The organism is Thalassospira lucentensis MCCC 1A00383 = DSM 14000 (genome assembly GCF_000421265.1).
Classification (GTDB): Bacteria; Pseudomonadota; Alphaproteobacteria; order Rhodospirillales; family Thalassospiraceae; genus Thalassospira; species Thalassospira lucentensis.
The window spans coordinates 1-12,282 of record NZ_ATWN01000007.1; the positions used below are offsets into that span (position 1 = coordinate 1).

Sequence of the window (12,282 nt, forward strand, 5' to 3'; positions counted from 1 at the left end):
CCATCAAGGACCATGACGCGGATCCGCTCATCCTCAAGCTCCCTTTCAAGACGCTTGATCTTTTGTTCCGGGGTTTCTTCCAATTTGGACATGGCTGTGTGCCTCGCTGTGGACCAGTCGAGCTTACCATGTTTGCGCAACCAGTTCAGGACTGTACTTCGTCCCTGAATGCCATAGCGGTCCTGCGCTTGCTTATAGGTCAGTTCGCCTTTTTCAACCTGATCAACAACAGCCAGTTTAAAGCCCATGTTGTAATCTCGTTGTGTGCGCTTACGACGCACTTTGCCTGAAGTAGACATTGTCATCTCCTGTAGGTGACAACGTATTTCAGGACGTGACAACTCATAAAAAAAGGGAAGGCATTTTGCCTTCCCTTTTTCGCGCGGAGAAACGTCGTTAGTTGGCCTGACGACGTAGGAAGGCCGGGATCTCAAGAAGGTCATCAGACGCACCAGGCGTCTTGCCCCGGGAAGAGGGCTCCTTGTTCATGACCTGCGATCCATCATCGTGCAGGGGCATTTCGGTCTGACGCGGCGCAGGTGCCTGCGGTTGCCCGACCTTGGGGGCAGCATGCTGTTGCGGCTGTCCCTGCTGTTCCCTGGCGGTTTTGTTTTTACCAAACAGGCTGCTTAGGACCGAACGCGGCGATGTTGCGTTCTGGGCATCTGCGGCCTCAAAGACGTCCGGGCTGTGTTTGCTGACCGGTGCGGCTTCGCTTGGTGAAACAGCGCGCGGCGGAATGAATGCCATGTCGCCGTTGCTGTTTGGTTTTTCGGTTGCACGCAGGACCGGTTTCGGTTTCAGGACCGTCTGGCCCATTTCAATCGAACCGGTTTGCTGTGCTTCGGCCTGATGGTTCAATTCTGGCTGATGCGCGCTGCCGGTGGCAGCAAAGCGATCTGCTGGAATCTGATCAATCGAAGCACCGCCTGCATAGTCATCCTGTGCCATACCGGCTTCTGGTGCGCTGGCAGCGGCATTGCCGGCACCATGCTGACCAAATGACGGTGCGGCTGCGACTTTTTCTGCCGGTTCAGCCGCCTTGGGCTGTGCGACGGAAACAGTGGTTGGCTGCGGACGACGGACATCCTCGGCATCAATACCGGTTGCCACCACAGAAACACGCAACGCGCCTTCGATGGTCGGATCAAAGGTCGACCCAAAGATGATGTTGGCTTCGGAGGCGACTTCTTCGCGAATACGGTTCGCGGCTTCGTCGACTTCGTAAAGCGCCATGTCCATGCCGCCGGTGATGTTGATCAGGACAGCACGTGCGCCCTTCATCGATGCATCTTCCAGAAGCGGATTTGCGATGGCAGCTTCGGCGGCCTCAAGGGCACGTTTTTCGCCAGATGCTTCGCCGGTTCCCATCATGGCTTTGCCCATCTCGCTCATCACAGTGCGGATATCGGCAAAGTCAAGGTTCACAAGACCGGGAACCATCATAAGGTCGGTAATCGAACGCACGCCATTGCGCAGAACATCATCTGCCATCTGGAAGGCATCTGCGAACGTGGTTTTTTCATTCGCAACCCGGAACAGGTTCTGGTTCGGAATGATAATCAGGGTATCAACATACTGTTGAAGTTGCTCGATCCCCTGTTCGGCAGTGCGCATGCGGCGCGTGCCTTCAAAATGGAATGGCTTGGTCACAACGCCGACGGTCAGAATGCCTGCCTCTTTGGCAGCACGTGCGATGACCGGCGCTGCACCGGTACCCGTACCACCGCCCATACCGGCGGTGATGAATACCATGTGGCAGCCTTCAAGCTGTGCCTGAATTTCTTCAATGGATTCTTCTGCTGCGGCACCCCCGGCATCGGGACGTGCACCTGCACCCAGGCCTTGGGTGATTTTGCGGCCAAGCTGCATTTTGCGCGTGGCTTTGCTTTGGCTCAGGGCCTGAGAATCGGTATTGGCAACAACAAAGTCACACCCTTCAAGTTCGGATGTGATCATGTTGTTCACGGCGTTTCCGCCAGCACCGCCGACACCGATAACGGTGATCTTCGGTTTTAGGTTTTCTTCCGTTTCAGGTACGGAAAAACTGATTGTACTCATTGTTTGCTCTTCCTCTCCGCGCTTTAGAGCTTAAAGATCTACGCGACCTTCCCTTTGCCACGTATGTCAGAACACGTCCTGACACAAAGACCTCCAAGATGGTTTTAGCTGGCAAAGAGTTATTGGCGTGTTAATGCGCGCAAAAGTTTTCGAAAAAATGCAAAAAAAATCTGCATTCATTCCGATTTGCTCAGCAAACCTGCGGATTGCTTGGTTTTTGATGTTGGGAAACTAGAAATTTTCTTTAAACCACGCACCAAGACGGCCCCAGCGACCACCCGATTGGCGGATATTGGCCATGGCTTCGCTTAATGGGTCGTTTTGCTGTTCGACGGCGCGCAGCAACAATCCGGCACAGGCCGAAAACGCCGGACCCGCGGTTGCTTCGGCAAGGCCGGTGACGCCGTGTGGATGTGCGATACTTGCCGGACGTTCAAACATCTGGTTTGCCAGATCAGAAATGGCATTGAGCTGACTGGCACCCCCGGTCAAAACGATGCTGCGCCCGCCGATCTGTGACAGACCATGTTCTTCAAGTTGATCACGGATCAACTCAAACGTTTCTTCAAGGCGCGGTTTGATGATGTTGATCAACATCGATCGCGGCACATGATTGAAATTGTTTTCGTCTTCATCGCCAATCACCGGAACTGCAAGGATTTCCTGATCATCGGATGGGGATGTCAATGCACTGCCATGCAGGGTTTTCATCCGTTCCGCATGGTTAAGCGACGTGTTCAGCCCATAAGCGATATCGCGCGTCACATGCGCCCCACCGACGGGAACCGAGGCGGTATAAATCACCTGTCCACCGTGGAAAACCGCAACACTGGTTGTCCCGGCCCCCATATCAATCACGGTGGCACCAAGGTCGCGCTGATCGGGTGTTAAGGCCGAAAGACCCGATGCCAGCGGGGTGACAACGGTTTCCCTGATGGCCAGATGGCAGCGGCGCAAAAGCGTATCAAGATTGCGAAGCGGGGCTGTCTGGGTGCGCACAAAATGAAGATCAAGACCAAGGGTCGATCCATACATTCCGCGCGGATCATTCATGCTGTTGGTACCATCCACCCGGAAGCCAAGCGGAACCGCGTGGATCAGTTCGTCACCGGCCTGACGCAACAGGGCTTCTTTCTGATCATTGAGTTTTCTGATCTCAAGATTGCCAATCGGTCGGGACCCAAGGGGCAATTCAACCGTATGTGTTTCCGATTCGGGTTGTCCCCCCGACAGGTTTACGATCACGGATTCAATCGTGTGCCCCGCCATTTTTTCGGCGGCGTTGACCGCCGCCAAGACAACTTCCTGTGCGGCATCAAGATTGGAAATTGCGCCGCTTTGCAGCCCCTTGGACATGTTGTGACCAATGCCGATGATTTTCGGCGGCAGGTCTTTTTCACGTCGGGCAATAAAACAGCAGACCTTGGACGTTCCAATGTCCAAAGCCGCAATCAATCCTGATTTGGTTTTGCTGCGTGCCAATTGAGTGCTCGAAATCTTTTTTAAAGTTATTGGTTCGATTAATCAGGACTTGTCCCCAACGTCCGAACCTTACGCCCGTTTTCCACTAAAAGCCGTTGCAAATTGGTTAAGGCTGACCGGAGTCTTTTGCAATACGTCAATCTGATCACGGGAATTGGCATTTTGCGGTGCAAAATGACAGGGATGATCAACCGCGGGTTTTCTCTGGTTATAGCTTTGTTGTACTGCAACGTTACAGGCCCAGCTTGACAGTCAACTGTAACGTTGCAGTAATTAACCGCCAAATCATAAAACCAACAGGGAGGAAACAGCATGTTTCTTGGCAAAATGACACGTGCCGGGATCGGAATGATCGCGGCACTCGGACTTTCGACCAGCATTGCATCGGCTCAGGAAAGTGTAGAAGTCCTGCACTGGTGGACAGCCGGTGGTGAAGCCAAGGCGCTTCAGGTTCTGAAAAAGGATCTCGAAGATCAGGGCGTTTCATGGAACGACATGCCGGTCGCAGGTGGTGGCGGTGAGCAGGCAATGACCGTTCTGCGCGCACGCGTGACATCGGGCAACGCCCCAACCGCTGTTCAGATGCTGGGCTTTGATATCAAGGACTGGGCGGGCGAAGATGTTTTGGCCAACCTTGATGCGCTGGCGGAAAAGGAAGGCTGGGAAGAGGTTGTTCCCGATGCTCTGAAAGACTTTTCAAAGCATGACGGTCACTGGATTGCCGCCCCGGTCAATGTCCATTCCACCAACTGGGTCTGGGCCAACAAGGCAATTTTTGAAGAACTTGATCTGAAACAGCCGACCAACTGGGATGAGTTGATCGCCGCCCTTGATAAGATCAAGGACGCTGGTTACACCGCCGTCGCCCATGGCGGGCAGGCGTGGCAGGATGCCACCATCTTTGATGCGGTTGTGATGGCAACCGGTGGTCCGGACTTCTATCAGGCATCCATGATCGATACCGATCCGGATGCATTGGGATCAGATACGATGCAAACCGTGTTTGATCGCATGGCGAAATTGCGCACCTATGTTGATGACAACTTCTCGGGCCGCGACTGGAACTTGGCAACCGCGATGGTGATCAACAAGGAAGCCGGTGTGCAGTTCATGGGTGACTGGGCCAAGGGTGAATTCCTCAATGCCGGTAAAGTCCCGGATACCGATTTTATGTGCTTCCGCTTCCCCGGAACGCAGGATGCGGTAACGTTCAACTCTGACCAGTTTGTCATGTTCAAGGTTGGTGAGGACCGCCAGGACGCCCAGATGAAACTGGCATCTGCGGTCATGTCGCCAAGCTTCCAGTCGGCCTTTAACGTGGTCAAGGGATCGGTCCCGGCCCGTACGGATGTTTCAAACGACGCCTTTGATGCGTGCGGTAAAAAAGGCATGGCCGAACTGGCTGCGGCCAACAAAAAAGGCACGCTGTTTGGCTCTATGGCGCATGGTCACTCGGTCCCGGCCGGGGTCAAAAATGCCATGTATGACGTGATCACCGCCCATTTCAACGGCGAGTACGACAGCGCGACGGCTGCTGAAGAACTCGTCAATGCGGTGGCATCCGCCCAATAAACCAAAACGATAAACCGACGGCCGGTGCGAACATCGGCCGTCGGATAACGTGCGGAGCATTACTGATGCAACCATCCTTGCCCGGCAAGGCACAAGCAACCCTGCGGGAAGTTCTGCCCCGTCTGGTGCTGAGCCCAAGCCTGTTTCTGATCCTTTTATTCGTTTACGGATTTATCATTTACACCGGTTATCTGTCGCTGACCGACAGCCGGATGCTGCCATCTTATGATCTCGAAGGGTTTGGCAACTATGCCAACCTGTGGGGGCAACGAAACTGGCTGGTTGCCCTTCAGAACCTTGCGATTTTTGGCATTCTTTACATCGCCATCTGCTCGGTGCTTGGCTTGGTGCTGGCGATTTTGCTTGATCAAAAAATACGCGGCGAAGGCATCCTGCGCCCGATCTATCTTTATCCGATGGCGCTGTCGTTTATCGTCACCGGGACGGCGTGGAAATGGTTTCTGGATCCGGGTCTTGGTCTTGAAAACACCATGCATTTGTGGGGCTGGGAAAGTTTCACCTTTAACTGGATCAAGGATCGCGACATGGCGATCTATACCGTGGTGATTGCCGCTGTCTGGCAATCATCGGGGTTTGTCATGGCAATGTTTCTGGCCGGGCTGCGCGGCATTGATAGCGAAATCATGAAAGCCGCCCAGATGGACGGGGCCAGCCGATGGAGCCTCTATACCCGGATCGTCATTCCGCAATTGCGCCCGGTATTTCTGTCGGCCTTTGTGGTTTTGGCCCATCTGGCGATCAAGGCCTATGACCTTGTCATTGCCTTGACCAATGGCGGACCGGGGCGTGCGACCGAACTTCCCGCGACCTTCATGTATTCCTATACCTTTACCCGCAATCAGATGGGGGTTGGGGCATCATCTGCTGTGATCATGCTCGCCATGATTGCATCGATCATTGTGCCTTACCTTTATTCCGAACTCAGGGAGCGTCGCTAATGGCCCGTTCAACGCAACCTTCGTTTGGCACCGGCAAGCTTATGCGTGCTGCCCTGTATGCGGTTTTGATCCTGTTTGCGGTTTATTATCTGCTGCCGCTGTTTGTCATGCTGGTCAATTCGGTTAAGACACTCGATGAAATCCGCGGTGGCAACATGATGTCACTGCCCGAGGTTTTCACGATTGAGCCCTGGTTGAACGCGTGGTCCAGAGCCCAGATCGGGGTCGAACCCACCGGGCTTAGCCCCTATTTCATCAACAGCATCATGATGGTCGTGCCTGCTGTTGCGATCTCGACCGCCCTTGGGGCGATGAATGGGTATGTCCTGACCAAATGGCGGTTTCCCGGCGATAAGATCATTTTTGGTTTGATGCTGTTTGCCTGCTTCATCCCGTTCCAGATTGTCCTGATCCCGATGGCCCGTGTTTTGGGCATGATCGGCATTGCAGGCACGACAAGCGGTCTGGTGCTGGTGCATGTGGTCTATGGGCTTGGCTTTACCACCTTGTTTTTCCGCAACTATTACGCGGCATTTCCTGATGAACTGATCAAGGCGGCCAAGATGGACGGGGCCGGGTTCTGGCGAACCTTTACCCGTATTTTATTGCCCAGTTCCGGGCCGATCATTGTCGTGACCGTAATCTGGCAGTTCACCAATATCTGGAATGATTTCCTGTTTGGCGCGTCCTTTGCCGATTTTGATTCGATGCCAATGACCGTGGCACTCAACAACCTCGTTTCATCCTCGACCGGGGTTAAGGAATACAATGTGCATTTTGCTGGTGCGGTGCTTGCGGCCCTTCCGACACTGATCGTTTACGTCGTTTCCGGGCGCTATTTCGTGCGTGGATTGATGGCCGGTGCGGTCAAGGGCTAAGCCAAGCAAAGCCAAAAGCACCCAAAAAAGAATTACAGGGAAGTTATCATGTCCTTTCTACAAATCGACAAGGTTTGCAAAAGTTTCGGTCCAATCAATGTGTTGCGCGATATCTCGCTTGATGTTGAGGAAGGCGGGTTTCTTGTGCTGGTCGGCCCGTCAGGCTGTGGCAAATCAACACTTCTGAACACGATTGCCGGGCTTGAAAAGCTGACAACCGGGGAAATCCGCATTGATGGCAATGTGATTGATGATTTGCCGCCTGCCGAACGCAACATCGCGATGGTGTTTCAAAGCTACGCGCTTTATCCCAACATGAATGTCGGGCAAAACATCGCCTTTGGCCTTGAAATGCGCGGCATGCCAAAGGGCGAACGTGATGCCAAGGTGGCAGAGGCAGCCAAAACCCTTCAGATCGAACATCTGCTGGATCGTAAACCCGGTCAGCTTTCCGGTGGGCAACGCCAACGTGTGGCGATGGGGCGTGCGCTGGTGCGCAATCCGCAACTGTTCCTGTTTGATGAACCGCTTTCAAACCTTGATGCCAAGTTGCGCGTGGATATGCGTACTGAAATCAAACGCATGCATCAGACATTCGGCACCACGATTGTCTATGTCACCCATGACCAGATCGAAGCCATGACACTGGGTACACGCATTGCGGTTCTTAAAGACGGGGTCGTGCAGCAATACGGCACGCCTGCCGAAATTTATAACGATCCGACCAATCTGTTTGTCGCTGATTTCATGGGATCGCCTGCAATGAATCTGATCCCGGCAACGGTACGTGGCAACGGGGTTGAAATGGCACGTGCGGACGAAGACCCGCTGGTGCTGGGATTTGATCAATTGCCCGGCGATGTGGCCGCATATGAGGGGCAGGAAGTCATTGTTGGTATCCGGCCCGAAGCCATCACCGATGCGGATAGCCGGGCGGCGATGCGGGCCGGGCAACAGGTGACCGCATCGTGCAAGATTGATGTGGTTGAACCCGCCGGGGCGGACATCTATGCCATTACTGCGCTTGGCGGTAAGGAAGTCGTGACGCGCTTGCATCAGGACTGGTTCGGGCAGGCCAACCAGCATACGGAATTGGTCTTTAACCTTGAAAAAGTTGTGTTTTTTGATCCCCAAAGCGGCGTAAGACTGCGTTAGAAAATACACATCGGAATGCCTTGCACGGAGGGACAGCGCGCTGTCTGAACATGATCCTGTTGGCAATTTGGGCCCGTCACGTGCCCAAAGCCGACCGACGCTTAAAACCATTGCGGAAATGACCGGCCTTGGGGTGACCACGGTGTCGCGTGCGCTTAAGGATGCGCATGACATCAGTGCCAAAACCAAACTGCGGGTGCGCAAGGTGGCCGATGCCATTGGCTATCACCCTGATCGGGCCGGGGTGCGGTTGCGCACAGGCAAAACCAATGTCATCAGTCTGGTGCTGGATCAAACCGACAAGGTGCCGGAATTTGCCCGACGTTTGATTGTCGGCATTTCCGATGTCATGCGCGGCACGCCGTACCATCTTGTTGTGACACCACAATCGCGCACCGATGATCCGATGGACCCGGTACGCTATATCCTGAATACACGCGCAGCCGACGGGGTGATTATTACCCATGTGCGCCCCGATGATGAACGCATTGAGGTGCTGCGCCAAAGCGGATTGCCCTTTGTCGCGCATGGTCGCAGCCTTACCGGGGCGGAGCACGCCTATCACGATTTTGACAATCGGGCCTTTTGCGAAATGGCGGCAAACCGCCTGATTTCGCGCGGGCGCAAACGGTTGGCACTGTTATCGCCACCATCGGAATTTTCGTATTATCAGGAAACGCTGGCCGGGCTGGCGGCAACGGCGAAGGCCGCCGGGGTGCCGTTCCAAGTCCTTGGTGGCATTGACCTTGATAGCAGCAGCGAAGTTCTGCGTCAGGCCGGTATGGCGTTGCGCCATCAGGATTATGTGCCCGACGGCATCATTTGCGGTAGCGAGCTTTGTGCCATGGCGCTGATTGACGGCATGATCCAGTCAGGCCTGAATGTCGGGCAAGATATTGATGTGATTGCCAAGGAAACGTCGGATTTGCTGAACTTTACCCGCCCAAGGATCGACAGTTTGCGCGAGGACCTGATTGTCGCCGGGCAGCAATTGGCGACCCACCTTTTGGATGTCATAGAAGGGCGCGATACCACCAACCTGCAATCGCTTAGTCAGCCGGTCCCGGTTTGGCGAAATGAGGGGTAAGGTGATCGCGTTTAAGGGGCCTAAATCCCACCCACAAACGTCGCATCAGGCATGTTTTAATTATTCATAAAAAATGAATAGTTGTTGTGATTGATCATTTTTAATGAATAACGCGAAGTTTGTTCGCAGCAGGGTGCATAATCGTCGAAAACACCAATAAGTAATATTGTATGATGATTTAATGTTGTGGTTTTGACGATGGAGCAGGAGGCCAGAGCGGGATCGACCGCGCCCTCTTTTTTTCCAGGTTGTGACGTCACGCTAGATTATCTTTTGGGATGAGTTGCAGCGTCATGCGGCATCACTCTTCTTAAGGGGCGACGGCGATCCGCTGGGGCACCTTGTGTATGAATGCGGTGTTATGCCGCGTCACCTTTTTTTGGTGGGCTGCGGCGTAGTTCGGCGGCACCGGGGGTGAGGCGGACGAAGGTGCGGTCGGGCAGGCGCAGATCGACGATCAGGACATCGCGTTCGAGCAGGTCATGTTCGTTATTGAGCACCGCAAGGCGTTGCCATGCCTTGTCCATGTCCTTTTCGGGCAGGCGGACATACATGCCGTTGGCAAGTTGAATGTTCCAGCGGCGGTGGCCGATGCGCTGCGCGCCGGTGACCTGATCATAGAGATGGGGTACTGATTTGATGATGCTGAGCATCTCGGCGGCGTGTTCGGGGGCGTCATCGCCGACCAGAACCGGCAGGTCAAGATAGTCGCCGAGTTCATAGTTCTGAAGCTGCGCGCCATCGCCATCAATCAGCACATGGTTGCCTTGATCTGTCTGCCAAAGGGCCAGCGGGCGGCGTTCGACGATGGAGACAATCAGGGTGTCGGGCAATTGGCGTTCGACAGCAGCCGTGCGCACCCATGACAGCTGTTCGATCCGTTCGCGTGCACTGTCGACGTCAAAGGTAATGATCGGGGTGCCGGGCTTTTTGCCGATGGCGGCCAACAATGCGTTGGGATCGGTTTTTTCGCGGCCCGATACTTCAATGTTTCTGACCGTCATGCCAAAATCGGCAGACAGGCGAATGGCTTCGTTCTGGGCGATGGTTAACCACGCATCCGCACGCCCGGTTTGCCACAGCGCAATCGGGCCAAGCGTAAAGACACCAATGAAGCCGGTCCACCAGACAACACGGGCGATCCGTTTGACGTTCGAGGCAACGCTGTGTTGTTTATCAAGCTTTTCGCGGCGTTCGCGCGCCTGTTCTTCGAGCGTGCTTGATGTTCCTAACGCTCGCATGAGGCGTCCTCCACCATCCATGCGACGATGTCGGCAAAGCTAAAGCCGTCATGGCGTGCGGCATCGGGGACAAGCGATGTCGGGGTCATGCCGGGCTGGGTGTTGATTTCAAGAATGGCCAGACGGTCGTGTTTGGGATCATAGCGGAAATCGGCGCGCGCAATCCCCCGGCATCCCAGCGCGCGATAGGCGGCTTCGGCGTTTTGGCGCAGTTTGGTGCGCAAATCATCGGAGATATCGGCGGGCACGACATGTTCGGAGCCGCCCTGGGCGTATTTCGATTCAAAATCGTAAAAGGCATGATTGCCGGTCAGGATTTCGATGACCTCCATCGCCTCGCCATCCTTGACCGCGACGGTCATTTCACGGCCCGGCACGAATTCTTCCTGCATGACGCCCGCCCCATGCACCCAGTCACGGGCCAGCATGTTTTGTTCTTCCTCGGCCGTCAGGATGATTTCAACCCCGACAGACGACCCTTCGTTATTGGGTTTGAGAACATAGGGTGGGGGCAGGGCCGCACCCTTGGCAATTTCATCGCGCGTCACCCAGACATGGCGGGCACAGGGAATGTCATATTCCATGAACATCGCCTTGGCCGACATTTTATCCATCGCAATGGCGGACGCGCGCACACCTGAATGGGTATAGGGAATGTCCATGATTTCAAGCAGGCCCTGAACTGCGCCATCTTCGCCCCAGCGGCCATGCAGGGCATTGAAAATCACATCGGGTTTGGGATCAATGGCGGTAAGCTGTGCGGCCAGATCGCGGGTCGCGTCAATTTCAGTCACCTGATAGCCCTTTTCACGCAGCGCCTTGATGCATTCAACGCCCGAGGACAGGGAGACTTCGCGTTCGGCCGACCAACCGCCATAAATGACTGCGACATGTTTGTTCATGCGTCTTTTCCTATGATTGAGTGGCCAAGGCGTTCGCCAATGCGCCGGATTTCCCAGCGCAAATCAACGCCACTGTGGTCTTTGACCCGTTTTTTGACTTCATCGCCCAACTGTTCAAGATCAAAGGCGGTGGCAGTGCCGAGATTGATCATGAAGTTGCAATGGTGCGGGGATATTTGCGCACCGCCAATGGTCAACCCACGACACCCGGCGGCATCAATGAGTTCCCACGCGCGGTCCGGTGTCGGATTGGCAAAAGTTGATCCGCCGGTACGCGATTTGATCGGTTGTGATCCGGCGCGGGTATCCTGAATTTCGGCCATGCGGTTGGCGATTTCACCGGGGTCACCGGATGTGCCACGCAGGATGGCGGATGTGAAAATCCAGTCATCGGGCACGCCGCAATGACGATAGGATAAATCCATGTCGTCGGGGGTGACGGTGTGCAGGTTGCCCTTGCCATCAATCGCGGTGGCCGAGACAAGTACATCCTTGATTTCGGTGCCATATGCCCCGGCATTCATGCGCAGTGCCCCGCCAATGGTACCCGGAATGCCCGACAGGAATTCCAGCCCGGCAATACCGGCCTGCTGGGCGGTTTGCGCAACATTCAGATCGAGTGCACCGGCCCCAACATGAATGTCGCCATCCTTGATCACGGCATCGGTAAACGGACGCCCCAGACGGATGACCACACCGCGAATGCCGCCATCACGGACCAGAAGGTTCGATCCCACCCCGATGACCGTTACAGGCATATCGGCGGGCTTTTTTTTCAGAAAACCGGCAAGATCGGCCTCATCGGCCGGACGGAACAACACATCAGCGGGGCCGCCGACCTGAAACCAGGTGACCTTTGACAATTGCGCGCCTTCGCGCAGCTTGCCACGGACCTTGGGCAGGCGGTCAATCAGAGGTGTGTGGTGTCCCGGCGTGCTCATGGTA

General features: G+C 55.0%; 10 protein-coding genes and 1 pseudogene. 5 read left to right on the forward strand and 6 right to left on the reverse strand.

Features of this window, described 5'->3' with window-relative positions:
* The 3 genes and pseudogenes from K355_RS0114580 to ftsA form a co-directional block, all read right to left on the reverse strand.
* Positions 1 to 299, reverse strand: a pseudogene (locus tag K355_RS0114580) (IS3 family transposase); the annotation flags it as partial.
* Positions 300 to 396: 97 nt separating this feature from the next.
* Positions 397 to 2,061, reverse strand: a complete 1,665-nt coding sequence (gene ftsZ / locus K355_RS0114585) for a cell division protein FtsZ (RefSeq protein WP_022732893.1) — start codon at positions 2,059 to 2,061, stop codon at positions 397 to 399.
* Positions 2,062 to 2,292: 231 nt separating this feature from the next.
* Positions 2,293 to 3,543: a cell division protein FtsA gene (ftsA, locus tag K355_RS0114595; RefSeq protein ID WP_022732895.1), complete on the reverse strand. Its 1,251-nt coding sequence runs from the start codon at positions 3,541 to 3,543 to the stop codon at positions 2,293 to 2,295.
* Positions 3,544 to 3,855: 312 nt separating this feature from the next.
* Here ftsA and K355_RS0114600 point away from each other — a divergent pair, with 312 nt between their 5' ends.
* The 5 genes from K355_RS0114600 to K355_RS0114620 all read left to right on the forward strand — a co-directional run bounded on the left by K355_RS0114600 (position 3,856) and on the right by K355_RS0114620 (position 9,194).
* Entirely contained in the window at positions 3,856 to 5,115 is a 1,260-nt protein-coding gene (locus K355_RS0114600; RefSeq protein ID WP_022732896.1) for an ABC transporter substrate-binding protein, read from the forward strand.
* 65 nt (positions 5,116 to 5,180) lie between these two features.
* Positions 5,181 to 6,074, forward strand: coding sequence for a carbohydrate ABC transporter permease (locus K355_RS0114605; RefSeq protein WP_022732897.1), 894 nt, complete (start codon positions 5,181 to 5,183; stop codon positions 6,072 to 6,074).
* A complete protein-coding gene (locus K355_RS0114610; RefSeq protein ID WP_022732898.1) occupies positions 6,074 to 6,952 on the forward strand; it encodes a carbohydrate ABC transporter permease in 879 nt (292 codons plus the stop codon). The genes K355_RS0114605 and K355_RS0114610 overlap by 1 nt, the downstream gene beginning before the upstream one ends.
* A 48-nt stretch (positions 6,953 to 7,000) precedes the next feature.
* On the forward strand, positions 7,001 to 8,107 hold the full coding sequence (locus K355_RS0114615) for an ABC transporter ATP-binding protein (RefSeq protein WP_022732899.1): 1,107 nt from the start codon (positions 7,001 to 7,003) through the stop codon (positions 8,105 to 8,107).
* Between the two features lie 67 nt (positions 8,108 to 8,174).
* Complete coding sequence (locus tag K355_RS0114620; protein ID WP_022732900.1) at positions 8,175 to 9,194, forward strand: LacI family transcriptional regulator; 1,020 nt, start codon at positions 8,175 to 8,177, stop codon at positions 9,192 to 9,194.
* A gap of 359 nt (positions 9,195 to 9,553) precedes the next feature.
* Here K355_RS0114620 and K355_RS24100 read toward each other — a convergent pair whose 3' ends face one another.
* From K355_RS24100 to murB, 3 genes are read right to left on the reverse strand one after another with little or no spacing between them, the layout of a single operon-like run.
* On the reverse strand, positions 9,554 to 10,435 hold the full coding sequence (locus tag K355_RS24100; protein WP_022732901.1) for a cell division protein FtsQ/DivIB: 882 nt from the start codon (positions 10,433 to 10,435) through the stop codon (positions 9,554 to 9,556).
* On the reverse strand, positions 10,423 to 11,337 hold the full coding sequence (locus K355_RS0114630; RefSeq protein ID WP_022732902.1) for a D-alanine--D-alanine ligase: 915 nt from the start codon (positions 11,335 to 11,337) through the stop codon (positions 10,423 to 10,425). The genes K355_RS24100 and K355_RS0114630 overlap by 13 nt, the downstream gene beginning before the upstream one ends.
* The gene (murB, locus tag K355_RS0114635; protein WP_022732903.1) at positions 11,334 to 12,278 is read right to left on the reverse strand and encodes a UDP-N-acetylmuramate dehydrogenase; all 945 of its coding nucleotides are present in this window, start codon (positions 12,276 to 12,278) and stop codon (positions 11,334 to 11,336) included. Before murB ends, K355_RS0114630 begins: the two co-directional genes overlap by 4 nt.
* Positions 12,279 to 12,282 lie beyond the last annotated feature (4 nt).

What these genes read in the sequence shown, in the direction of transcription:
- ftsZ (WP_022732893.1), bottom strand. Translation starts at nt 2,061, where the DNA reads ATGAGTACAATCAGTTTTTCCGTACCTGAAACGGAAGAAAACCTAAAA.
- K355_RS0114600 (WP_022732896.1), top strand. Translation starts at nt 3,856, where the DNA reads ATGTTTCTTGGCAAAATGACACGTGCCGGGATCGGAATGATCGCGGCA.
- K355_RS0114605 (WP_022732897.1), top strand. Translation starts at nt 5,181, where the DNA reads ATGCAACCATCCTTGCCCGGCAAGGCACAAGCAACCCTGCGGGAAGTT.
- K355_RS0114610 (WP_022732898.1), top strand. Translation starts at nt 6,074, where the DNA reads ATGGCCCGTTCAACGCAACCTTCGTTTGGCACCGGCAAGCTTATGCGT.
- K355_RS0114615 (WP_022732899.1), top strand. Translation starts at nt 7,001, where the DNA reads ATGTCCTTTCTACAAATCGACAAGGTTTGCAAAAGTTTCGGTCCAATC.
- K355_RS24100 (WP_022732901.1), bottom strand. Translation starts at nt 10,435, where the DNA reads ATGCGAGCGTTAGGAACATCAAGCACGCTCGAAGAACAGGCGCGCGAA.
- K355_RS0114630 (WP_022732902.1), bottom strand. Translation starts at nt 11,337, where the DNA reads ATGAACAAACATGTCGCAGTCATTTATGGCGGTTGGTCGGCCGAACGC.
- murB (WP_022732903.1), bottom strand. Translation starts at nt 12,278, where the DNA reads ATGAGCACGCCGGGACACCACACACCTCTGATTGACCGCCTGCCCAAG.